We start from the raw sequence: 22,939 nt of genomic DNA, 5'->3' as shown, positions 1-22,939 counted from the left end.
GCGCGCGCCCTGAGCCCGGACAGGAGTCGCGGCCATGGCCGACACCCTGACACTGAAGCCATCCGCGGCCGGCGCCCCTCCGGCCACCCCCTCCGCGCATGTGGACGGGCGGCGCATGTTCGCCTTCCTGTGCATGGTGTTCGGCATGTTCATGGCGATCCTGGACATCCAGATCGTCTCCGCCTCGCTGGCCGAGATCCAGGCCGGCCTTGCCGCCTCCTCGGATGAAATCTCCTGGGTGCAGACCAGCTACCTCATCGCCGAGGTGGTGATGATCCCGCTCTCGGGCTTCCTGTCGCGGGCGCTGTCCACCCGCTGGCTGTTCGCGGCCTCGGCGGCGGGCTTCACGATCATGAGCTTCATGTGCGCGACCGCCTCGTCCATCAACGAGATGATCGTCTATCGCGCGCTGCAGGGCTTCCTCGGCGGCGGCATGATCCCCACCGTCTTCGCCGCCGCCTACTCCGTCTTCCCGCGTGAGAAGCAGCCCATCGTGGCGCCCATGATCGGCCTCGTGGCGACGCTGGCGCCCACCATCGGCCCGACGGTGGGCGGCTATCTCACCGACCTGTTCTCCTGGCACTGGCTGTTCCTCATCAACGTCATCCCCGGCATGTTCGTGGTGCTGGCGGCGGTGACGCTGATCGACTTCGACGAGCCGGACTTTTCGCTGCTCGACAAGTTCGACTGGTGGGGCCTCATCTTCATGGCGGGCTTCCTCGGCAGCCTCGAATTCGTGCTGGAGGAGGGGCCGACCAACGACTGGTTCGAGGACCAGTACATCGTCGCCTTCGCCATCGTCTGCGCCGTGTCGTCCCTCGCCTTCTTCGCCCGCGTCTTCTCCACCGACCATCCGGTGGTGGACCTCAGGGCGTTCGAGAACCGCAACTTCTCCATCGGCTCGGCCTTCAGCTTCATCATGGGCATCGGGCTCTACGGGCTCACCTATCTCTATCCCGTCTTCCTCGGGCGGGTGCGCGGATACTCGGCGCTGCAGATCGGCGAGACCATGTTCGTCACCGGCATCGCCATGTTCCTCACCGCGCCCATCGCCGGGCGGCTGATGACCAAGATCGATCCGCGCATCATGATGGGCGCGGGCTTCGCCGCCTTCGCGGTCGGTACGTGGTGGGTGACCTTCATCACCAAGGACTGGGACTTCTGGGAGCTGTTCGTCCCGCAGATCCTGCGCGGCGTCGGGCTGATGATCGCGATGATCCCCATCAACAACATCTCCCTCGGCACCATGCCACCGGCGCAGATGAAGAACGCCTCCGGCCTGTTCAACCTCATGCGCAACCTTGGCGGCGCGGTGGGCCTCGCGCTCATCAACACGGTGCTGAACAACCGCTGGGACCTGCACATCGCCCGGCTGCACGAGCATGTGGAATGGGCGAGCGCCACGGCGGTGGAGCGGCTCGATACCATCACCGCCGGCTTCGCCAAGCTCGGCTCGGATGCCTCGGCGGCGGCGCTGAAGCAGATGGCCGCTTTGGTGCGTCAGCAGGCGCTGGTGATGGCCTTCGCGGATGTCTTCTACCTCCTCACCTTCCTGTTCTTCGCGCTGGTGATCGCCTCGCCGCTCATGCGCCGGCCGAAGCCCGGCGCCGGAGGCGGTGGGGGCCACTGAAGGGTCCGGCCGCAGGCGCTCTTTTCATCCTCGTCATGGCCGGGCTGGACCCGGCCAATCCCGCGCGCCGAGGCGGCCTGACGCTTCCGTGATCCCATTTGCGGAACCGCACGTTCTCACTCGCGTTGGAAGCCGGTTCGGCCGGGCTGGTCTGGCAGGCCGAGCCGATCCGTGCGCATCCTGACGGCAACGGCCCTGCGCGCCGCACCACATCCGATTCCAGCCACAGGCACCCATCCGAAGGAGGATCAGGCACCCATGGCGAGCCCCCATGATCTCGATATCAACCGGCGCGACGTGATCCTCGCCGGGGCCGCAACGGCGGTGGCCTCCTCCCTTCCGGGCGTGGCGGCAGCCGCGCCGGCGCCGCTGCCGGCGGGGTCCGGCCCCAATCACGCGACGGTCTCCCTCACGGTCAACGGCGTGATCCGCGAGCTGGAGGTGGACACCCGCACCACGCTGCTCGATCTGCTGCGCGAAAACCTCCACCTCACCGGCACGAAGAAGGGCTGCGACCACGGCCAGTGCGGCGCCTGCACGGTGATCGTGGACGGGCGGCGGATCAATTCCTGCCTGTCGCTCGCGCTCATGCACGAGCACCAGAGCGTCACCACCATCGAGGGGCTGGGCTCGCCCGATCAGCTCCACCCGATGCAGGCGGCCTTCGTGGAACATGACGGCTACCAGTGCGGCTATTGCACACCGGGGCAGATCTGCTCGGCGGTGGCGGTGATCGCCGAGGTGAAGGCGGACATTCCGAGCCACGTCACCGAGGATCTCACCGCGCCCATCGACCTCAGCGAGGCGGAAATCCGCGAGCGCATGAGCGGCAATATCTGCCGCTGCGGCGCCTATTCCAACATCGTGGAGGCCATCGTCGAGGTGGCCGGGAGGCGCGCATGAGGCCCTTCACCTACGAGCGCGCCTTGACCCCGGCCGATGCCGCGGGCGCGGCTGCCGCGACCCCCGGCGCCCGCTTCATCGCCGGCGGCACCAATCTGCTCGATCTCATGAAGCTCCAGATCGAGACGCCCGCCCACCTTATCGATGTGAACGGCCTCGGCCTCGACCGCATCGAGGCGAGCGAGGACGGCGGCCTGCGCATCGGCGCGCTGGTGCGCAACACCGACCTTGCGGCCGACGCGCGGGTGCGGCGCGACTATCCGGTGCTCTCCCGCGCCTTGCTGGCGGGCGCCTCCGCCCAGTTGCGCAACAAGGCGACCACCGCCGGCAACCTCCTCCAGCGCACGCGCTGCCCCTACTTTTATGACCCCGCGCAGGCCTGCAACAAGCGCGCGCCCGGCAGCGGCTGCGCGGCCATGGGCGGCTATTCGCGCCAGCTCGCCATCATCGGCGGCAGCGACGCCTGCATCGCCACCCATCCGAGCGACATGGCGGTGGCCATGCGCGCCCTCGATGCGGTGGTGGAGACGGTGGGGCCCACCGGCGCCACCCGGCAGATCGCGATGGCGGACTTCCACCGCCTGCCCGGCGATACCCCGCACATCGAGACCGCTTTGGAGCCCGGCGAACTCATCACCGCCGTCACCTTGCCGAAGCCGGTGGGTGGGCGGCAGGTCTATCGCAAGGTGCGCGACCGCGCCTCCTACGCCTTCGCCCTCGTCTCCGTGGCTGCGGTGATCCGGGAGGATGGCTCAGGCCGCATCGCCCTCGGCGGCGTCGCCCACAAGCCGTGGCGGGTGGAGGCGGCCGAGGCCGAGCTTCCCCGGGGTGCCAAGGCGGTGGCCGAGCGTCTGCTCGCCGGTGCGAGGCCGACCCCCGACAATGCATTCAAGGTGACACTGGTGGAGCGCACTCTCGCCGGCGTGCTCGCGGACGGGAGGACCTGAGCGATGAAGTTCGAGCATCCCGCCACCCTCAATCCCATCGACCAGATGAAGGTCGTGGGGCAGCCGGCTTCGCGCATCGACGGGCCGTTCAAGACCACCGGCACGGCCCCCTACGCCCATGAGCGCCACGACGTGGCGCCCGCCGCCGCCCATGGCTTCGTGGTGGGCGCGACCACCGCGAAAGGCCGCATCACCGCCATCGATGCCTCGGCGGCCGAGGCGGCGCCGGGCGTCCTTGCCATCGTCACCGCCGCCAATGCCGGACCGCTGAAGAAGGGCAATTTCAACACCGCCCACCTCATCGCCGGGCCGGAGGTGGAGCATTATCACCAGGCGGTCGCGCTGGTGGTGGCCGATACGTTCGAGCAGGCCCGTGCGGCGGCGGCGCTGGTGAAGGTGGCCTATGCCCCCGTCGCCGGCGCCTTCGATCTCGCCAAGGCCATGGACGGCGCCGTTAGACCTGAGAAGGGCGACGGCATGGGCGGGCCGGCCGACACAATGGTGGGGGATTTCAACGGCGCCTTCGCCGCCGCCCCGGTCCGCCTGGACGCCACCTATTCGACCCCCGACCAGGCCCACGCCATGATGGAGCCCCACGCCACCACCGCCGCCTGGGAGGGCGACCGGCTGACGGTGTGGACCTCCAACCAGATGGTCGAGTGGGGCCGGGGCGACCTCGCCAAGATGCTCGGCCTGCCCAAGGAGAAGGTGCGCCTGATCTCGCCCTATATCGGCGGCGGGTTTGGCGGCAAACTGTTCGTCCGCGCCGACGCCCTCCTCGCGGCTCTGGGTGCGCGGGCGGCGGGGCGGCCGGTGAAGGTGGCGCTGCACGGGCACCTCATGTTCAACAACACCACCCACCGTCCCGCCACCATCCAGCGCATCCGCATCGGCGCGGAGCGCGACGGGCGCATCACCGCCATGGGTCACGAAAGCTGGTCCGGCGACCTGCCCGGCGGCGGGCTGGAGACGGCGGTCAACCAGACCCGGCTGCTCTATGCCGGCGCCCACCGCCTCACCGCCATGCGGCTCGCCACCCTCCACCTGCCGGAAGGCAACGCCATGCGCGCGCCGGGCGAGGCGCCCGGCCTGATGGCGCTGGAAGTGGCCATGGACGAGATGGCGGAGAAGCTGGGGCTGGACCCGGTGGAGTTCCGCATCCTCAACGACACCGAGCGCGACCCCGAAAATCCCGACCGGCCCTTCTCCCAGCGCCAGCTGGTCGCCTGCTTGCGCCTCGGCGCCGAGCGGTTCGGCTGGAGCCGGCGCAGTCCGAAGCCCGGACAGGTGCGCGAGGGCGATCTTCTGATCGGCATCGGCATGGCCGTGGGCTTCCGCAACAACCTCCTCATGAAGTCCGGCGCACGGGTGCGGCTCGACGGCGAGGGCCGGGTGACGGTCGAGACCGCCATGACCGACATCGGCACCGGCAGCTACACCATCCTCGCCCAGACGGCGGCGGAGATGATGGGCGTGCCGCTGGACAGGGTGCGCGTGGTGCTGGGGGATTCCGCGCTCCCCGCCTCCTGCGGCTCGGGCGGCCAGTGGGGCGCCAACAACGCCACCTCGGGCGTCTATGCCGCCTGCGTGAAGCTGCGCGAGGAGGTGGCCCGCAAGCTCGGCTTCAATTCCAAGGAGGCGGTGTTCGCCGATGGCGAGGTGCGCGCGGGCAACCGCGCCGTGCCGCTGGCGCAGGCGGCGGGCGCGGAGGGGCTGACGGCCGAGGACACCATCGAGTATGGCGACCTCGCCAAGCGCTACCAGCAATCCACCTTCGCCGGACATTTCGTGGAGATGGCGGTGGATGCGGCCACCGGCGAGGCGCGGGTGCGCCGCATGCTGGCGGTGTGCGCCGCCGGGCGCATCCTGAACCCCAAGACCGCCCGCAGCCAGGTGATCGGCGCCATGACCATGGGCGTCGGCGCCGCGCTGTTCGAGGAACTGGCCGTGGACACGCGGCACGGCTTCTTCGTCAATCACGACCTCGTCGGCTACGAAGTGCCCGTGCATGCGGACATCCCGCATCAGGAGGTGATCTTCCTCGACGAGGCCGATCCCATCTCCTCGCCCATGAAGGCGAAGGGCGTGGGCGAGCTCGGCCTGTGCGGGGTGGGCGCGGCGGTGGCCAATGCGCTCTACAACGCCACGGGCGTGCGGGTGCGGGACTATCCCATCACCCTCGACAAATACATCCACCGCCTGCCTGAGGTGGGGTGAGCGGGAAAACGCGCGCGCGACTGTCGGGAGTGCCCTGCGCCGTCCGTCCTTCAGGGTGACGGGCGGCGCCGCCGCCCTGGAAGGGAGATCAAGACATGCCCGGAACCGCGCGCCTGCACCGCATCCTCACCGCCAGCCCGGAGAAGGTCTATCGCGCCTTCATCGAGGCCGATGCCCTCGCCAAGTGGCTGCCGCCCAACGGCTTCACCTGCACGGTGCATCATCTCGATCCTGTGGTGGGTGGCACCTTCCGCATGTCCTTCCGCAACTTCACGACCGGCCACAGCGATGCCTTCGGGGGTGAGTTCCTCGAGCTCGTTCCCGGCGCGCTGGTGCGCTACACCGACCGCTTCGACAATCCCGCCTTGCCCGGCGACATCGAGGTGACCATCGTGCTGAAGAAGGTCTCCATGGGCACCGAGGTGGACATCACGCAGTCCGGTATTCCCGACGTCATTCCCGTCGAGGCCTGCTATCTCGGCTGGCAGGAATCCCTGCGCAATCTGGCGAAGCTGGTGGAGCCGGAGATCAACCAGTAGGCGCCGGCGCCGCGCGGGCCTCCTCACATCTGCGCCCAGCTCCTGAGCAGGTTGTGATAGACGTTGGTGAGCTGGAGCACCGCCGGCTCCTCGTCCGGCAGGCGGCTGCGCACGGCCATGATGGCGAGGTCGAGGTCGTAGAGCAGGGCCCGGCGGCCATCGTCCGGGATCATGGACTGGGTCCAGAAGAAGGAGCCCCAGCGGCTGCCGCGGGTGATCTCGCGCACGCTGTGCAGGCTGCTGGCGGGATAGACCACCGCATGACCGGCCGGCAGCTTCACCTCGTGGACACCGAAACTGTCCTCGATCAGCAGTTCGCCGCCGTCATAGTCGGCGGGATCGGTGAGGAAGACGGTGGTGGAGACATCCGCCCGCATCCGCCGGCCCGCGCCCGGCACGGCGCGGATGGCGCCATCCACATGGGCGCCGAACTTCATGCCCACGTCGTAGCGGTTGAACAGGGGCGGCAGCACATGGAGCGGCATGGCCGCCGAGTTGAAGACCGGATTGCGGCCCAACGCCCGCAATATGAGGTCGCCCAGCTCGAGCGCCTCGGCCGAGTCCACGGGGATCTGCAAATTCTGCTTGGACTTGGCCGCCTGCTCGCCGGCCGTCACGCGGCCATCCACCCACGCGGAAGCTTCCAGCACGCGGCGGCAGTGGGCGACCTCGGTCGCATTGAGCAGGTTCGGGATTTCAACGAGCATCGCGCATCCAAAAACGGGGAGCGGCGGCCCGGCCATCTGACCGCGCCGCCGGATCGTGAGGGGTCAGCGAAGGGCCACTAGAAGGTGTAGCCGACGCTCAGGGTGAAGGAGCGGCCCGAGGCGGGAATGGCGCGGTTGCCCCAGCCGGCCGAGTAGTTCAGCGCGTTGGTGAGGTTGTATCCGTTGAGCGCCACACGGTAATTCTCGTGCTTGTACGAGATCAGCGCATCGAGCGAGAAGGTCTCGGGAATGATGGCCGTATTGGCGCTGTTGGTGAAATAGCCGTCGGCATAGGTGATGCCGCCGCCCACCAGAAGCTGGCCGGGGATGGCCCGCACCACGCCGCCCTTGATGAGATCGTAGGTGGTCCACAAGGTGAAGTTGTTGGGCGAGACGAAGGGTACCTGATTGCCCACATAGCTCAGCGTGGTCGAGGTGAGGATTTCGCTGGCGTAATAGGCGTAGCCGGCCTGGATGGTCCAGGCGTCGGTGATGGTGCCGGTCACGCCCAGTTCGACGCCCTGCACGCGCTGGTTCTCGCCGCTCTCCACGGAATCGCCGGTGACGGGATCGGTGTAGAAGACGTTGCTCTTGTCGATGCGGAAGAGCGCGGCCGTGAGGCCGAGCCTGCCGTCCAGCACCGAGACCTTGGCGCCGGCCTCCCACGTCTCGTTGTCTTCCGGCGAGAGATTGTTCTGCACAGGATTGACGACGGTCACGTCGTTGGTCGGGAAGCCGCCCTGCGGGCTGAAGGACTTGGCGTAGGAGACATAATAGGTCTGGGTCTTGGTGGGCTCCCAGATCAGCGAGGCCTTGGGGCTGAAGAAGCGGGTGTCGGAATCCGCATAGATCCAGGTGCCCTTGCTTTTCAGGCAGCCCGGCACGGTGGAGGTTCCCTGCGCGTCCACGCACCAGTATTTGTAGTCGGTGGAGTAATTGTCCCAGCGGATGCCGCCGAGGATGGAGAGCTGGTCGGTGAACCAGATGCGATCGCTGGCGAAGGCGCCGAAATCGTAGGTGTTGCTGATCTTCTGGCCGTTGTTGCCAAACGGGTTCTCATAGAGGAAGTAGCCGGTCGTATTGGCGTAGACCGGGTTCCAGATGGTGGAGAGGCCCTTGCTGCCGGAAAGGGCAATCAGGTTGCGGCTGTCGTTGACGAAGTAATAGTCGATGCCCGCCACCAGCTCGTGCCGCAGGAATCCGGTGTTGAACTTGGCGACCATGGTCGCGACATTCTCGGCCGCGAGGCTCTCCTGCAGATAGCCGGGATTGCCGCCGCCGAAGGTGATGGCCGGGTTGTTGCCGGCGAAGAACTGGCCGGTGCAACTCGCGGCATAGGTCTTCGGCGTCGCGGGCACGGTGTTGGTGGAGCCGTTGCTGCAGCCGGGGACGGAGGTCGCGAAATCACGCGTGTAGTAGCCGACGCGGCTGTCGTTGGTGAAGGTCAGCCAGTCGTTGATCTCTTTCTTGTAGTTCGCCGTGAACATGTTGGTGTCGGTGATGTCGCGGTCGGTCTCCTTGCCGTAGAAATTGGAGCGCGGCACGCCCCATTCCGTCACCGGCTGGCCGACGGCACCGAACTTCTTCACGTCGTTGAACAGCGGCGTCACCACGGGCACGCCGTAATCCGGCGTGCGGTCGCCGTGCTGGTAGAGATAGTTGAGATAGAGCGTCTGGTTGGTGCCGAGGCCGAAGCCCAGCGAGCCCATGAGGCCGTAACGGTTGGCCTCCACATGGTCGCGGTCCACGATGTCCTGATCGTTGAACATGCCGACGATGCGGGCCGCCGTGGTGTCGTCGATCTGCTTGTTGAAGTCGAACACGCCGCGATAGAGCGGGCCGGAGCCGAACTGGCCGTCCACGTCATACTTGTCGCCGCGATGCGCCTGCTTCAGCTGCATGTTGATGGCGCCGCCCGTGGTGCCGGAGCCGAAGCTCTCCGAGCTTGGCCCCTTGAACACCTCCACGTTCTCGTAGGCGAAGCTGTCGCGCACATAGACGCCGAAGTCGCGCAGGCCGTTGACGAAGACGTCGCCCTTGGCCTGGAAGCCGCGGATGCGGAACTGGTCGCCGTTCATGCCGCCGCCGCCCTCGCCGATGCCGACGGTGACGCCCGGAACGTTGCGCAGCGCCTGCTCCAAGGTCGTCACGCCCTGCTGCTGCATGGTCTGCTGGGAGATGACGGTGACGGTCTGCGGCGTGTCCTGGAGGGTGCCGGGCAGGCGCGAGAGCCCGGTGGTCGCCTCGAGCGAATTGACCGGCTCGCCATCGGCGTCGACGACGATGGTCGGCAGGTCCGCGTCGGTGCCCGAGGGGGCGGTCGCTTGCTGCGCGAAGGCCTCCGCCAGCGGCACCGCCGACAGGGTCATCGCAAGGCCGGCGCTCACCGTCGAACGCGACATGGCGGGCCGAAGTGTGCTCAACGCTCCCATGATCTTTCCCCGTAAGGTGAGAAGGCCCGGCAATCGGCGGCGGCGCGCCACGGGCTCACATCGTCAATATTTGAGAGATGAGGATGTTCGCGAATAAGTTGTGGTGAAATATCTGGCAGAAACGAATGGCTTCAAGACGCAGTCCTGGTCTGTCCGGCGTGATCTTGGCTGTAGGGAGTCTCTGGCCGCTCTCATCGGGGCCATGTAATCGCGGTCATCAATCTGTTGCAGGAGGTATAAGGTCCACACATTCCGCAGCGCAACGATTATGTTTTTGATCGGGTCTAAGAAAGGCGGAAAAACGGCTTATGGAGACGATGTAATACGCAGTGCTACACATGATTACATCGGCTATAGCCATTCCAATTCATAATTCTTCCATTTAAGAACTGCCGCCGCCGGGTTGACAGGGCGGCCCGGTGCGACGGTCAATCGCCCGTCTTCCGACCCCTCGCGGGCGGCGACGGGGCGGCAGCATGAACGAGCGGATTTCCTACAGCGCCTTGAAGGGCATGAGCGCGGATGAGCTGCGCGCGGAGCTTTCCGCCGAGCCGGCGCGGAGCGCCGCGCTGGTGCGGGCGGCGGCGCACAATGGCATCCGGAGCGCGCAGGTGGTGTATGGCCAGATGCTGCTGGACGGCACCGGCGTCGCGCGCGATCCGCAGGCCGCGTACCGCTGGTTCGTCATCGCCGCCGATGCGGGCAGCCTCGACGGGGTGAACATGGTCGGCCGCTGCCATGAGCTGGGCTGGGGCGTGCCGCGCGACTTCGACGCGGCCGGGCGCCGCTATCGCGCGGCCGCAGTCGAGGGGCATGTCTGGGCGCAGTTCAACCTCGGCACCCTGCTGGTCAATGCGGACGATTTCGCCGCCGATCCCGCCCGCGCGCTCCACTGGTTCGTGCGGGCGGCGCGGCGGGGGCATCCCAAGGCCATGGCCATGGTCGGCCGCTTCCTGGAGCAGGGCTGGGGCCGCCCGGCCGATCCCGTGGCCGCGCGCCGCTGGTATCGCCGCGCGGCGCTGGGCGGGGATTATCGCGGCCAGTTCGATTACGCCCGCACGCGCTATGCGGACGGCGCGGCGGAAGAGGCCATCGCCTGGTTCGCCCGCTCGATGGAGACCGCCGTCCCGGATTTCTGCCGGCTGGCGGCGGAGGGCTTGCGCGCGTCGGGCGATCCCGCCCTCGTGGCCATCGCGGATCGGGCGCTGGAGCGGGTGCGCCAGGCCGAGACGGATGAGGCCGAAGCGGCGCAGGCGGAGGCCGCGCAGCGGGAGGCGGCCGTCCGCAAGGCGCGTCCGCGGCGCGGCTTCGGCCGCTGGCTGCGGCGGCGGTGAGGGCGCGTCAGTCCCGCGCCAGCGCGGTCACCGGGTCGAGCCGCGAGGCGTTGCGCGCGGGCAGATAGCCGAAGCCGACCCCGATGAGGCTGGAGCACACCACGGCGGCGATGATGGAACTCGCCGAATAGATCAGCGTGAAGTTGGAGCCTGAATAGGCGAACAGCACGCCGAACCCCAGCGCCAGCGCGATGCCGGTGACGCCGCCCACGAGGCACACCAGCACCGCCTCGATGAGGAACTGGTTGAGGATGTCGCTCTGCCGCGCGCCCACCGCCATGCGCACGCCGATCTCCCCCACCCGCTCCGACACCGACACCAGCATGATGTTCATCACCCCAATGCCGCCGACGATGAGGGAGATGACGGCGATGGCCGCGATCAGCACCGTCATGGTCTCGGTGGTGGCGGTGATGGTGTTGCGGATGTCGTCGGTGTTGATGATGAAGAAGTCCTTGGTGCCGTGGCGCTGCGTGAGGAAGCGCGTCACCTGCTGCTCGGCCACATCCATGGGCGCGTCGTCGGCGACCTTCACGGTGATGGAGCGCAGCGAGTTGGAGCCGACGAAGCGCGACTGCACCGAGGTGTAGGGCAGGTAGACGGAGAGGTTCTGGCTCGATCCGAACCCGCCCTGCTGCGGCGCCGCCACCCCCACCACGCGGGCGAACACGTCGCCGATGAGGATCACCTTGCCGAGCGGGCCGCCGGGCACGTCCGCGAACAGGGTCTTGCGGGTGTTCTCGTCGATCACCGCCTCGAGGGTACGGGCGCGCACGCTGTCGGCGTCGAACAGCCGGCCCTGCGTCAGCCGCACGCCCTTGGCGGCGAAATAGCCTTCGCCCACGCCGTTGATGAGGGCGCTGGCCTCGGTGCCGCCGAAGCGCACGGTGGTGGATTTGGAAACGGTGGGCGTCACCGCCGCCACATAATGCTGGCGGGCGAGGGCGTCGGCGTCCGCCACCACCAGCGTGGTGATCTTGCCCGATCGCGTATCGCCGAAGGTGCGGCCGGCGAAGATCTCCAGCGTGTTGGTGCCGAGGCTGGAGATGTTGGCGAGCACCTTCTGCCGCGAGCCCTCGCCCAGCGCCACCACGCACACCACCGAGGCGATGCCGATGATGATGCCGAGCATGGTGAGGAAGGTGCGCAGCCGGTGGGCGTTCATGGCCAGCAGCGCCATGATGAAGGCCTCGTAGAGCCGGTCCCCGAAGGCCCGCCAGCGCGCGAGGCGCGAGGCCGGTGCCGCGGCGGGCTTGGGCTCGCTCACGATGCGGGTGCGGGCGGCGGCCGAGGGGCGGTCGGCGACGATCTCGCCGTCACGGATCTCGATCACCCGTTGGGCCCGCTCGGCCACCTTCATGTCGTGGGTGACGATGATGATGGTGCGGCCTTCCGCATTCAGCTCGTCGAGGATGCGCAGCACCTCGGCGCCGCTGCGGGAATCGAGCGCGCCGGTGGGCTCGTCGGCGAGGATCACGTCGGCGCCGTTCATGAGTGCGCGGGCGATGGACACGCGCTGCTGCTGGCCGCCGGAAAGCTGGCCCGGCCGGTGGCCAGTGCGATCCGCCATGCCGAGCCGCGCGAGGATGGCTTCGGCCCGCTCGCGCCGCGCCTCGGCATTGGCGCCGGCATAGACGGCCGGGATCTCCACATTACCGAGGGCAGAGAGTTCCCCGAGCAGATGGTAGCGCTGGAAGATGAAGCCGAAATGCTCGCGCCTGAGCGCCGCCAGCTCGTCCGGCTCCAGCGCCGCGGTCTCCTTGCCGCTCACCCGGTAGCTACCGGAGGTGGGCCGGTCGAGGCAGCCGAGGATGTTCATGAGGGTCGACTTGCCGGAGCCCGAGGCGCCGACGATGGCCACCATCTCGCCGCGGGCGATGTCGAGGTCGAGGCCCTTGAGCGCGGCAATGGTGCCCTCGCCGGAGGGATATTCGCGCCATACGCCCTTGAGCTGGATCAGCGGCGCCTCGCCGGCTTCCGCCACGGGCGGAGGAAGGGACACGTTCATGCCCGCCCCTCCCTCACAGCCCGCCCATGGGTGGGCCGGGCGGGCGCCGTTGCTGCCCGGCGCCGGCCGTTCCGCCCACGGCCTCGCCCGTCACCACCCGCTCGCCCTCGGAAAGGCCGGAGCGGATCTCCGCCGTCACCTTGTCGTTCAGGCCGACCTCCACCGGGCGACGCTCCACCGTGCCGTCGCCGTGCAGCACGCGCACGCGCCAGCCCTTGCCGGCCCGCTCCAGCGCGGTGGAGGGCACGGTGAGCACGTTCTCGGCCCGGCCGAGGATGATATGGACCTCGGGCGTCATGTAGGTGCGCAGCCGCCCCTTGGGGTTCGGCACGTCGAACACGCCGATGTAATAGATCGCCGACGACGTGGTGGAGGACGACGACGAGGACGACGAACTGCTGCTGGTGGTGGAAAAGATGCTGTCGTTCTTCAGGCTTTCCGGCGCCGGCTCGATGAAGCCGAGCTTGGCGTTGTGGCGCTCGTCCGGCGCGCCGACCACGGTGAACCAGAGCGGCATTCCGGGCGCGACCTTGATGATGTCGGCCTCGGAAATCTCCGCGCGCACCATCATCACGTCGAGCTGGCCGAGGATGGCCACGGTGGGCGCGGTCTGCGTGGCGTTCAGCGTCTGGCCCTGCTGCGCCACGAGGGCGAGCACGGTGCCGTCCACCGGGGCGGTGATCTGCGTGTAGCCGAGATTGGCGCGGGCGGTGTCCACCGCCACCTGTGCCGAGATGATCTGCGCATCCAGCGCGGCAAGTTGCGCGCGGGTCACCTTCACTGCGGAATCGGCCGCCTCGAAATCCGCCTGGGAGACCGCCTTCTGCGCCACCATGGTCTTCTGGCGGGCCAGCGTCTGCTCGTTGAGGACGAGGGTCGCCTCCTTCTCCGCCTTCTGCGCGCGGGTGTTGGCGAGGGCGGCCTCCGCCGTGCGCAGGGAATTCTCCTGGGTCACGGAATCGATCTGGGCGATGAGGTCGCCCTTCTTCACCTCATCCCCCAGCTTCACCTTGATGGAAAGGATGCGGCCCGAGGCCTGCGAGCCCACCGCCACGAGGTTGGAGGGTTTCAGCGTGCCGGAGGCCAGCACCGTCTCCTCCAGATTGCCGCGGGTGACGGGCGCGGTCATCAGCCCGGTGCCGGGCACCGGGGCGGTGTAGCGGCTGTAGCCGTAGGCGCCGGCGGCGATAAGGAGCGCGAGCAGTCCCCAGCGCCACAGCCGGCGGCGGGGCTTCGGCTTCGGGCGGGTCGCGCCGGCGGCCGGCGCCGTGCGGGTTTCGTCGAGGGGCGGCAGGGCATTCACGGTCGGGCGCTCCCGTCACTGCTCGCGGGCGGCACGATGCGGGCGAAGTGGGGGCCGGTGTTCTGGTCCACCACTTCGGGCTTCGAGGTGTCGACCACCCCGTCCCAGCCGCCGCCGAGCGCCTTGTTGAGGGCAATGTAATATTTGGTGGTCGCGACCCGGCTCTGGATGAGCTGGGTCTGTGCGGAATAGAGCGAGCGCTCCGCGGTGAGCACGTCGAGGAAGCTCGTGGAGCCGTTCTCGTAGAGCGTCCGGGAGAGCCGCGCCGCCTCCCCGTAGGAGGTGACGGCGATGGTCAGCTTGCCGGTCTTGAGGCGCTGCTGGGAGAGGGAGACGGAGGCGTTCTCCACGTCCTCCAGCGCCGTCAGCACGCTCGCCCGGTAGGCGAGGAAGGAAACGTCGCGATTGGCCTCCGCCACATCCACCAGCGCCTTGAGCTGGCCGCCGGTGAAGATCGGCACCGTGAGCGTCGGCCCGAACGCCCAGCTGATGGACGAGGCGCGGCCGAGATTGCCCAACTGCGAGCCGGTGGTGTCGATATTGCCGGTGATGCTGATGGACGGGTAGCGGTTCGCCTCAGCCTGGCCGATGAGGGCGGTGGTCTGGCCGAGCTGCCGTTCGGCCGCCCGCACATCCGGGCGGTTGGTCAGCACGTCGGCGGGAATGCCGCGCGGCACCGGCAGGCGCGGGGTGGGGATGGGCTTGACCCGCGACAGCCGCAGCATGAGCGTCGCCGGCGGCTGGCCGGTGAGCACGGAGATGCGGTGGATGGCCGCCGCGAGGGAGGCTTCCAGCTCCGGAATGTTGGCCTCGGTGGAGGCGACGAGGCCGGAGGCATTGGCGAGGTCCACGGCCGAGGCGGCGCCCGCATCGAGCTTGCGCCGCGTCAGCGCCTCCGTCTCCTTCTGCGAGGCGGCGGTGCGGCGGGCGAGAGCGATCTGCGCCTGGTAGCCGCGCACGTCGGCATAGTAGGAGGCGACATCGCCCACCAGCGTCAGCAGCGCGGCGTCGAGGTCGTTGACCACCGCATCCACATTGTAGGCCGCCGCCTCAACCCCCCGGCGGTTGGCGCCGAACAGGTCGATCTCCCAGCTGGCGTCGAGGCCCGCCTGATACTGGCCGTAGCCGTTGGACACGGTGATGTCGCCATTGGGACTCACCCCGCCGCCGCTGTCGCCCCTTGTGCCGGAGGCGTTGCCGGTGACTTGCGGGAACAGCGTTCCCACCTGCTGGCGGAAGGAGGCGCGGGCGGCGCGCACATTGGCCTTCGCGGTGGCGACATCGAGATTGCCGGCCACCGCCTCCGCCATCAGGGCATCAAGCATGGGATCTCCCATGCGCTGCCACCACGCCTTGAGCTTAGGGGCCGGCTCCGCCCGCTTCGCCGTCGCTCCCCAGTGGCCGGGCAGAGTGAGGTCCGGGGTGTCGTATTCCGGCCCGACCGCGCAGGCGGAGAGCGTGAGGGCCGTCAGCACCCCGAGAGCGAGGCAGCCCACGGCGGCCCGCATGGGTCTGCGCGGGGAGCCGCCGGCGGGGGAGGGGGGCGCCGAGCCGGATTGGCCGTCTGAACGATGCACGCGCAACCTACCTTCCCGCCCCGAATCTGAACCTGACACTGAACCTGCACCTGAATGCCGGCCTGACACCCACCTGACACCCGGTGAAACTGCGCCACTATGGGGCATCAGTTGAACGTGTCCACGCGGACCCGCCCCTCGGCGACCCACTGCCCGATCTCCGCCCGCGCGGCCTCCGGCTTCAGCCCGCCCTCCGTCACCAGCACCTCCGCAAGGGCCTCAAGCACCGCCTCCGACATGGCCCGCCGACCGCAGATATAGACGATGGCTTTCGTCTCAACGAGCCATTCGAATACCTCCGGGGCATGTTGCCGGAGCCGGTCCTGCACCCGCGCACCGTCGTCGGGATCGCGTGAGAATGCAGTGTCCATGCGGGTCAGCGTGCGGTCGGCGAGGGCCTCCTCGAACACATCGCGCCACAGGAAATCGCCGTCACGATGGCGGTTGCCGAAGATCAGCCACGCCGGCCCCGCCCGCCCCGAGGCGCGGCGCTCCGCGATGAAGCCGGGGAAGGGGGCGATGCCCGAGCCGGCGGCGATCATCACGATGGGCCATTTAGGATCGGTCGGGGGATTGAAGCCGGGATGCGGATCAAGCCGGGCCTCGACCGTAACGCCTTGTTCCGCCTCACGTAACAGAAATCCGGAGACCCGCCCGAGCCGCCGCGCGCCATCATCGGAGGTCCATTCATGCAACCGGACGGTGAGGGCGATGCGTCGCGGATCGACGCGGCTGGAACTCCCCACCGAATAGGAGCGCGGCCGCTCCCCCGCACCCGCCGCGATCCGCACCAGATCGCCAGGGCGGAACGCGATGTCCTGCGTGCCTTCCAGCCAAATCCGCCATGTTTCCTGAGTGTTACCGGTGCCGGGCACATCGAGGCGCTGGCGGTCGGCGACGGTGAGGGCCACCGGCGGCGAGACCGCGGGCAGGCCGGCAATCTTGCAGTTCAGCGCAAGTTCGCTGCGCACCGTGTCCACCCAGCCGAGGAAGGCGCCGGAGGGATCACCATCGGCCTCCCGGAGCGGCAGCGCCTCGACCGCGCCCGCCGCCAGCAGCGCCGCCTTCAGGCGCTGGCCGCCGCCGCAGAAATGGGCGTAGCTGCGGTCGCCGAGGGCGAGCATGGCGAAGCGGACCCCCTTGAAATCGCTTGATTTCAACTGCCTGAGCAGCGCACGGGTGCCGTCCGGCACCTCGCCCTCGCCGGTGGTGGACGCAATGAGGAGGACGAGGGGAAAGCGGGCGATCTCGGCCGGCTTCAGCGCGCCGATGGGCGCGAGCGTCGCCTTCTCCCCGCCCGCGATCAGCCCCTCGAAGACCACCCCCGCCAGACGCGCGGCGGTGCCGGTCTGGCTGGCGTGCGCGACGAGGATCTCGCCACCCGCCGCCACCGGCCGCACCCGGTTGCGGGACTTGCGCCGAACCCAGGACCAGAGGCCCGTAACCGTAAGGCCCAGAAGAACCAGAGAAATTCCGAAATTGATGGCGCCCGACCACGCCCCGCCCCAGGTACCCTCATGGATCTGCTTGACGAGGCTCGGGCCGCCGACGAGCGGCGTGACGCCGCTATCGGTGACCACAAAGCCGCCCCCGTTCCTGCCGGTCGCATCCGGCGCAACCTGCAGCATCACCGTGCCGCCACGAAACCGGCGGGCTCCGGCGAGACGGTTCAAATCGAGATCGCGCCCGGCAATGGCGAGCGCCTGGCTGATGGCCACCGGCCGCTTGGTGCGCGGCAGTTCGGGGCGCGAGCCGGTGCCGATGTGGAGCGAGAGCATCACCGCCGTGACCGGTGAGGTCAGCGTGAGCGGCAGCAGGAGCCAGCCCATGGCGGTGTGCCAGCCCATCAGGGTGTTGCGGAAGCGCAGCCAGGCGAGGAAGGGCCCGGCCACCATGATTCCAAGCATGAGGAAGCTCGCCACCTCCACCACGATGCCGAGGCCGAGCAGGAGCGTCTTGTGCAGCCCTTCGGCCGTGCGGAAGATGTCGATGCCGCCGGCGGGGGCGGGCGTGTGGGCGACGCTGGCCATGTCCCAGCGGCCTGCCACCGCCGGGTCCTGGGACATGACCTGAAGCGCGCGGCCACCCTCTATTACGCTGATCCCGGCCGGCTGCCCGGCCTTCTCGATGGCGCCGACGAGCTGGCTCAGGGCCGTCACATCCAGCGTGGCTCCCGGCCGCGGCCCTTGCCCGCTGTTCACGATGGGCCGGAAGGACAGCACCGCGCCGGTGAGGATGATGACGAGGAAGATGGGCGTCAGGATCAGCGCGATCCAGCGATGGAGAAGGATCAGCGTGCGGCGCACGGCGGCAAACGACATCTTTGCAACTCCAGACGAAACCTGAGCGTGCTGGCTGGACGCGCGGGGCGGTCTGGCTACGGGTTCGTTCCGGATGTTCATGCCTCATCCGCGTCCGGAAAATTTGTCCCGCAGCGGTCGCTTCGTAAATGTTCGTCCCACGGGGCGGTGCTGATACAGTTGGATACAATTTCACGGTGGCCGGGCGCCCGCCCGTCGGCTCAAGTCGCATCGAAGGGAACTGGCGGCACGCCCGGCGTCCACGCCCCAGAGAACAGCAGCCCAACGGGAAAATGGAACGCACGCCGCACATCCTCGTCGTCGACGATCACCGCGAGATCCGCGAACTCCTGGCCAAATACCTGACGCGGAACGGGTTTCGGGTCAGCGTCGCATCCGGCGGCGTGGACATGCGCCAGCAGATGCGCACCGGCACCTTCGACCTCGTCGTGCTGGACATCATGATGCCGGGCGAGGATGGGCTCACTTTGTGCCGCCAGCTGCGGCAGGCGAGCGACATCCCCGTCGTGCTGCTGACCGCGGTGGCGGAGGAGACGGACCGGATCGTCGGGCTGGAACTGGGCGCGGACGATTACGTCACCAAGCCGTTCAATCCGCGCGAGTTGCTCGCCCGCATCCGCGCGATCCTGCGCCGGGCGCAGGGGCCGGCGCGGGCACAGCAGGGCGAGCCGGCGCTCTATCGCTTCGACCGCTGGCAGCTCGATCCCGGCCGGCGCCTGCTGCTGGACGAGACCGGCAGCGAGGTGCGGCTCGGGAGCGCCGAGTTCCGCCTGCTGCTTGCCTTCGTCACGCGCCCCTCGGTGGTGCTGTCGCGCGACCAGCTTCTGGACATCACCGCCGGCCGACCGGCCCAGGTCTTCGACCGCAGCATAGACAACCTTGTGAGCCGCCTGAGGCGCCGGATCGAGCGCGATCCGCAAAATCCCACCCTCATCAAGACGGTGTGGGGCGACGGATACGTCTTCGCCGCGCCGGTGGAGGTGGAGGCGTGAGCGGGCGGCTGAAGCAGCTGCTGCGGTTCCTCTGGCCGGGGAGCCTCGCCGGGCGGCTGGTGCTATTGCTGGTGGCGACGCTGGCGCTGGCGCAAGTGCTCCTGGTGCTGGTTCTCCAGAACGAGCACGACGCGGTGGTGGCGGGCATCGTGCGCGGGCAGGCGCTCAGCCAGACGGTGACGCTCACCCGCCTCATCGAATCCATGCCGCAGGAGCAGGCCGACCGTCTGGCCGGCGCCTTCACCACGCGCGGCACCTGCGCATGGGTTTCCGCCGATCCGCCCGACCCTCACGAGATGACCTCCACGGAGGAAGGGCTTGCCCGCCTCCTGTCGCGGCGCCTGCACGGCGTCGGCAATGGAGCGCCGGCCGTTCACATCGACACTGACGGCCTGTGGGACCGCCGCTGCCCCGAGCGCAGCAGCGAGGACTTTCCCTGGCTGCGCCGCGGCACGGGCGGCCCCAGCCAGCCGCTGCGGCCGGGACTCGGAGTGGTGGCGCTCAGCGTGCCGCTGTCGGGCCAGCGCTGGCTGCATGTGGATGCGGTGGTGGGCCTGCCGGGCATCTGGAGCCGGCCCATCGTGCTCTCCTTCCTCATCTCCGCACTGGCCGTCTCGCTGGTGACGGTGGCTTGCGTGCGCTTCCAGACCCGCTCCCTGCGCTCCCTCGCCGATGCTTCCGAACGTTTTGGCCGCGGCGAGAGCGTCCCGCCGCTCGATGTGCGCGGCCCCTCCGAGGTGGCGGCGGCGACGCGGGCGTTCAACACGATGCAGCAGCGGCTCAGCCAGTTCGTGCGCGACCGCATGCGCCTGCTCGCCGCCATCAGCCACGACCTGCGCACGCCGCTCACCACCCTGCGCCTCAAGGCGGAGTTCGTGGACGATGCGGAGGTGCGCAACGACATCGTCGCCACCATCGACGAACTGGTCGCCATCTGTGAGGCGACCCTCGCCTTCACCCGGGCCGAGGCGACGAGCGAGGAGACCCGGACGGTGGACATCGAGGATCTGTGCGCGGACGTGGTGGAGGAGTTCGCCAGTGTCGGCGCCGATGCCCGGATGGCGGACCAAACGGCGGCTCGCGTCCTGCTGCCCTGCCGGCCGGTCGCCATGCGGCGCGCCTTGCGCAACCTCGTGGACAATGCGGTGCGCTATGGGCGCCGCGCCGAAGTCACCGTGGGCCAGACGGGGGCGGGCGCGGTCTCCATCCGGGTCGAGGACGAAGGGCCGGGCCTGCCGGAGCACCGCTTCGAGGAGGCCTTCCAGCCGTTCGTGCGACTGGAGCCCTCGCGCAGCACCGAGACCGGCGGCATCGGCCTCGGCCTCGCCATCGCCCGCAGCATCGTCAAGGCGCATGGCGGGGAGCTGACCCTCGCCAACCGCCCCGGCGGCGGCCTCTGCGCCGAGATCGTGCTTCCGACGGCCGAGCGGAGCTGAAGGTGCGATCTTCAGCCCACTAGCAGCGGCAACTCAATCGTCCTGCATCTCCAGCTCGTAGAGCGCGGCGTCGGGCGTCGCGAGCGGGGCGGAGAGGGTGGCCTTGAGGGCGGTGGCGAAGAACAGGGGTGGCGCCATGGTGCGGGCGAGGGCGACCACCTTGTCTTTCAGCTCGGCCACCTTCGCGGGGTTCTGGGCCGAGAGGTCGGTCTTCTCCTCCGGATCGGCGTCGAGGTCGAACAGCTCCACCTTCGGCGGCAGGAGGACGTGCCAGACGAGCTTCCACTTGCCGTCGCGTAAGGCGCCCGTGGTGGGCTCCACGTTGTAGACGACTTCGCCGCGGCCGGGATCACCCGCCGCCAGCGCCGCCCAGGCATCCGTGCCGTCGAGGGGCTTCGACTGCTTGAGGTCCGCGCCCGCAAGCTTCGCCAGGGTGGGCAGCATGTCCACGACATGCATCACCCCATCCGCCTGCCCGGGCTTGATGCGGCCCGGCCAGTTGGCGAGCGCCACGACGCGGGTGCCGCCTTCATAGAGGGAGCCCTTGCCGTCGCGATATGGGGCATTGCTGGCGGGCGGGTCGCCGGCCAACGCCCCCTCGCCCACGAACATCTTGTTGCGGGTGCCGCCATTGTCCGAGTGGAAGACGATGAGCGTGTTCTCGCGCATGCCCCGCGCGTCCAGCGCCGCGACCACCTTGCCGATCTGCTCGTCCATGGCGGTGATCATCGCCGCATAGGCCCGGCGCGAGGGATCGGCGATGTTCGCATACATGTCCAAATAGCGCTGCGGCGCCTGGAACGGCGTGTGCGGGGCGGTGAAGGCGAGATAGAGGAAGAGCGGCGTCTTGGGATCGTGCGCGCTCAACTGCCGCGCCGCCTCGGCACCGAACAGCTCGGTGTCGTAGCCCTCTTCCTTCACCAGCGTGTTGTCGCGATACCAGTCCGTGACGCCATGCGCTTCATGCTTGAAATGGTCGATCTCGCCGACCAGCGGACCGTAGAAGCTGTCGAAGCCGCGCTGGCGGGGCCAGTATTTCCGGTCCGCATGGCCGAGGTGCCATTTGCCGACGAGGGATGTGCGGTAGCCCACCTCCTTCAGCGCATGGGGCAGCAGGAATTCATCGGTGGCCAACCCGTAGGTGCCGCCGGAGGGCACCACGCCCACCTGCAGGCCGTAGCGCAGCGGATAACGCCCCGTCATCAGCGCCGCGCGGGTCGGCGTGCACAGGGGCTGGGTGTAGAATTGGGAGAGCTTCGCGCCGCCGGCCGCGAGGCGGTCGAGGTTCGGCGTCTTGATGTCCGAGCCGTGGAAACCCACGTCGGCGAAGCCGAGATCGTCGGCGAGAATGTAGAGGATGTGCGGTCGGGTCGCGCCCTGCGCCCGCGCCCCGGGGGCGAGCAGGGAAAGGCCGGCAACGGCTGCGAGGAAGCCCGCGCTGCCCGCCAGCACGTCGCGGCGGCTGGGCGCTTGTTCTTCTGTCTTCTCGGTCCGATCGGTCACTTGAAACCTCGTCAGCTGGTGAGGCGACGCACACACCGGAAGCCGATGTGCGTGGAGCCCGTATCGACGGATTGCGGCTGGCGCGCGGCCGGCCGATAGCGGCGGCAATAGCTGGGCGCACACAGGTGCGAGCCGCCCTTGAGCACCTTGCGCGGCAAGGCGAGACCGGGAGCGACCCATTCCAGGCTGTCCTCAAGGGCGCCGCCCCGCGGGTTCCGGGGCAGGCAGCAGGCCTTCGCCGCGGGAGCGGGATGGCGCGGGCGATACCAGTCGTCGGTCCACTCCCAGACATTGCCGATCATGTCGAGGAGGCCGTAGCCATTGGGCGGGAAGGCGGTTACGGGAGAGGTGCCGACGAAGCCGTCCTCGGCGAGGTTCTCCACCGGAAAGCGCCCCTGCCAGGTGTTGGCGCGGTGGACGCCGTCGGGCGCCAGTTCGTCCCCCCACGCAAAGGCTGCTCCCTCGAGCCCGCCACGGGCGGCGAATTCCCACTCCGCCTCCGTGGGCAGCGCCTTGCCGGCCCATGCGGCATAGGCGGCGGCGTCGGTGTGGCATATGTGGACGACGGGGTGGTCATCGATGCCGGAAAGATCGCTGCCGGGGCCCTGCGGATGGCGCCAGGATGCACCGGGCACGAACTGCCACCAGCGTGTCCAGTCGTCGGGATCGCCTGCATCGATGGGCATGCGAAATACCAGCGAGCCGGGCACCAGCAGGTCGGGGTCGGCGCCGGGATAGTCCTCGGCCCGCGGCGCCTGCTCGGCGACCGTGACGTAGCCCGTCGCGGCGACGAAGCGCGCGAAGCCGCGATTGGTCACGGGGGTGCGATCCATGAGGAAGGCATCCACATGCACCTGATGGACGGGAGCCTCTTCCGGATAATGATCGTCCGAGCCCATGCGGAACAGTCCGCCGGCGATCCGGATCATCTCCGGATCGCCGGCCGCGGCTGGTGCGTCCTCGACGGAGCCAGTCCCCTGATGTGCGACGGTGCAGCTCTGCCCGTCCATGACCTCTCCGCCAGCGACCGTTCCGCTCTCGGCCTGGGCCCGTTCATGTCCCCCGCATGCCACGGTCTTAGCCGGCTTTT

Annotated in this window: 16 protein-coding genes; 8 read left to right on the top strand and 8 right to left on the bottom strand. The window is 68.8% G+C overall.

Going from position 1 to position 22,939, the window contains the following annotated elements; all coding sequences use genetic code 11:
* Positions 1 to 34 precede the first annotated feature (34 nt).
* From D7006_RS23075 to D7006_RS23055, 5 genes are all read left to right on the top strand, one after another.
* Positions 35 to 1,630, top strand: coding sequence for a DHA2 family efflux MFS transporter permease subunit (locus tag D7006_RS23075; RefSeq protein ID WP_371744988.1), 1,596 nt, complete (start codon positions 35 to 37; stop codon positions 1,628 to 1,630).
* 258 nt (positions 1,631 to 1,888) lie between these two features.
* On the top strand, positions 1,889 to 2,533 hold the full coding sequence (paoA, locus tag D7006_RS23070; RefSeq protein ID WP_237354709.1) for an aldehyde dehydrogenase iron-sulfur subunit PaoA: 645 nt from the start codon (positions 1,889 to 1,891) through the stop codon (positions 2,531 to 2,533).
* Positions 2,530 to 3,480, top strand: a complete 951-nt coding sequence (locus D7006_RS23065; protein WP_237354708.1) for a xanthine dehydrogenase family protein subunit M — start codon at positions 2,530 to 2,532, stop codon at positions 3,478 to 3,480. The genes paoA and D7006_RS23065 overlap by 4 nt, the downstream gene beginning before the upstream one ends.
* Before the next feature lie 3 nt (positions 3,481 to 3,483).
* Positions 3,484 to 5,697 (top strand): aldehyde oxidoreductase molybdenum-binding subunit PaoC, encoded by a 2,214-nt coding sequence (paoC, locus tag D7006_RS23060; RefSeq protein ID WP_237354707.1) that lies wholly within the window; start codon positions 3,484 to 3,486, stop codon positions 5,695 to 5,697.
* A gap of 95 nt (positions 5,698 to 5,792) precedes the next feature.
* Positions 5,793 to 6,236 carry an SRPBCC family protein gene (locus D7006_RS23055; protein ID WP_237354706.1) on the top strand — a complete coding sequence of 148 codons (444 nt, stop codon included), beginning with the start codon at positions 5,793 to 5,795 and terminating at the stop codon, positions 6,234 to 6,236.
* Positions 6,237 to 6,259: 23 nt separating this feature from the next.
* Here the strand turns inward: D7006_RS23055 and D7006_RS23050 are convergent, their stop codons facing one another.
* Both D7006_RS23050 and D7006_RS23045 read right to left on the bottom strand, forming a co-directional pair.
* Entirely contained in the window at positions 6,260 to 6,943 is a 684-nt protein-coding gene (locus D7006_RS23050; RefSeq protein ID WP_237354705.1) for a Fe2+-dependent dioxygenase, read from the bottom strand.
* Positions 6,944 to 7,020: 77 nt separating this feature from the next.
* Positions 7,021 to 9,375 (bottom strand): TonB-dependent siderophore receptor, encoded by a 2,355-nt coding sequence (locus D7006_RS23045; protein ID WP_237354704.1) that lies wholly within the window; start codon positions 9,373 to 9,375, stop codon positions 7,021 to 7,023.
* A gap of 476 nt (positions 9,376 to 9,851) precedes the next feature.
* Here D7006_RS23045 and D7006_RS23040 point away from each other — a divergent pair, with 476 nt between their 5' ends.
* Positions 9,852 to 10,709: a tetratricopeptide repeat protein gene (locus tag D7006_RS23040; protein ID WP_237354703.1), complete on the top strand. Its 858-nt coding sequence runs from the start codon at positions 9,852 to 9,854 to the stop codon at positions 10,707 to 10,709.
* A gap of 7 nt (positions 10,710 to 10,716) precedes the next feature.
* Here D7006_RS23040 and D7006_RS23035 read toward each other — a convergent pair whose 3' ends face one another.
* From D7006_RS23035 to D7006_RS23020, 4 genes are all read right to left on the bottom strand, one after another.
* Positions 10,717 to 12,717 carry a MacB family efflux pump subunit gene (locus tag D7006_RS23035; protein ID WP_237354702.1) on the bottom strand — a complete coding sequence of 667 codons (2,001 nt, stop codon included), beginning with the start codon at positions 12,715 to 12,717 and terminating at the stop codon, positions 10,717 to 10,719.
* Between the two features lie 13 nt (positions 12,718 to 12,730).
* Positions 12,731 to 14,020: an efflux RND transporter periplasmic adaptor subunit gene (locus tag D7006_RS23030; RefSeq protein ID WP_371744986.1), complete on the bottom strand. Its 1,290-nt coding sequence runs from the start codon at positions 14,018 to 14,020 to the stop codon at positions 12,731 to 12,733.
* Entirely contained in the window at positions 14,017 to 15,528 is a 1,512-nt protein-coding gene (locus tag D7006_RS23025; protein ID WP_237354701.1) for an efflux transporter outer membrane subunit, read from the bottom strand. The genes D7006_RS23030 and D7006_RS23025 overlap by 4 nt, the downstream gene beginning before the upstream one ends.
* Before the next feature lie 176 nt (positions 15,529 to 15,704).
* Positions 15,705 to 17,918 (bottom strand): PepSY domain-containing protein, encoded by a 2,214-nt coding sequence (locus D7006_RS23020; RefSeq protein ID WP_237354700.1) that lies wholly within the window; start codon positions 17,916 to 17,918, stop codon positions 15,705 to 15,707.
* 272 nt (positions 17,919 to 18,190) lie between these two features.
* Between D7006_RS23020 and D7006_RS23015 the strand changes: the two genes are divergently transcribed.
* Positions 18,191 to 18,910: a response regulator gene (locus tag D7006_RS23015; RefSeq protein ID WP_237354699.1), complete on the top strand. Its 720-nt coding sequence runs from the start codon at positions 18,191 to 18,193 to the stop codon at positions 18,908 to 18,910.
* Complete coding sequence (locus tag D7006_RS23010) at positions 18,907 to 20,346, top strand: ATP-binding protein (protein WP_237354698.1); 1,440 nt, start codon at positions 18,907 to 18,909, stop codon at positions 20,344 to 20,346. The genes D7006_RS23015 and D7006_RS23010 overlap by 4 nt, the downstream gene beginning before the upstream one ends.
* 33 nt (positions 20,347 to 20,379) lie before the next feature.
* Here D7006_RS23010 and D7006_RS23005 read toward each other — a convergent pair whose 3' ends face one another.
* Both D7006_RS23005 and D7006_RS23000 read right to left on the bottom strand, forming a co-directional pair.
* Positions 20,380 to 21,849 (bottom strand): arylsulfatase, encoded by a 1,470-nt coding sequence (locus D7006_RS23005; RefSeq protein ID WP_237354697.1) that lies wholly within the window; start codon positions 21,847 to 21,849, stop codon positions 20,380 to 20,382.
* 11 nt (positions 21,850 to 21,860) lie between these two features.
* The gene (locus tag D7006_RS23000; protein WP_371744985.1) at positions 21,861 to 22,859 is read right to left on the bottom strand and encodes a formylglycine-generating enzyme family protein; all 999 of its coding nucleotides are present in this window, start codon (positions 22,857 to 22,859) and stop codon (positions 21,861 to 21,863) included.
* Between the last annotated feature and the right edge of the window lie 80 nt (positions 22,860 to 22,939).

Origin of the sequence: Xanthobacter sp. YC-JY1 (genome assembly GCF_021730305.1) — a bacterium.
Lineage (GTDB): Bacteria > Pseudomonadota > Alphaproteobacteria > Rhizobiales > Xanthobacteraceae > Xanthobacter > Xanthobacter flavus.
The sequence above is the reverse complement of the archived record's forward strand: the minus strand, read 5'-3'. Positions and strand labels throughout refer to the sequence as shown.

Bases quoted from the DNA above. Each gene is read 5' to 3' on its own strand.
- D7006_RS23075 (WP_371744988.1), top strand. From the start codon at position 35: ATGGCCGACACCCTGACACTGAAGCCATCCGCGGCCGGCGCCCCTCCG.
- paoA (WP_237354709.1), top strand. From the start codon at position 1,889: ATGGCGAGCCCCCATGATCTCGATATCAACCGGCGCGACGTGATCCTC.
- D7006_RS23065 (WP_237354708.1), top strand. From the start codon at position 2,530: ATGAGGCCCTTCACCTACGAGCGCGCCTTGACCCCGGCCGATGCCGCG.
- paoC (WP_237354707.1), top strand. From the start codon at position 3,484: ATGAAGTTCGAGCATCCCGCCACCCTCAATCCCATCGACCAGATGAAG.
- D7006_RS23055 (WP_237354706.1), top strand. From the start codon at position 5,793: ATGCCCGGAACCGCGCGCCTGCACCGCATCCTCACCGCCAGCCCGGAG.
- D7006_RS23050 (WP_237354705.1), bottom strand. From the start codon at position 6,943: ATGCTCGTTGAAATCCCGAACCTGCTCAATGCGACCGAGGTCGCCCAC.
- D7006_RS23045 (WP_237354704.1), bottom strand. From the start codon at position 9,375: ATGGGAGCGTTGAGCACACTTCGGCCCGCCATGTCGCGTTCGACGGTG.
- D7006_RS23040 (WP_237354703.1), top strand. From the start codon at position 9,852: ATGAACGAGCGGATTTCCTACAGCGCCTTGAAGGGCATGAGCGCGGAT.
- D7006_RS23035 (WP_237354702.1), bottom strand. From the start codon at position 12,717: ATGAACGTGTCCCTTCCTCCGCCCGTGGCGGAAGCCGGCGAGGCGCCG.
- D7006_RS23025 (WP_237354701.1), bottom strand. From the start codon at position 15,528: ATGCGGGCCGCCGTGGGCTGCCTCGCTCTCGGGGTGCTGACGGCCCTC.
- D7006_RS23020 (WP_237354700.1), bottom strand. From the start codon at position 17,918: ATGTCGTTTGCCGCCGTGCGCCGCACGCTGATCCTTCTCCATCGCTGG.
- D7006_RS23015 (WP_237354699.1), top strand. From the start codon at position 18,191: ATGGAACGCACGCCGCACATCCTCGTCGTCGACGATCACCGCGAGATC.
- D7006_RS23000 (WP_371744985.1), bottom strand. From the start codon at position 22,859: ATGGACGGGCAGAGCTGCACCGTCGCACATCAGGGGACTGGCTCCGTC.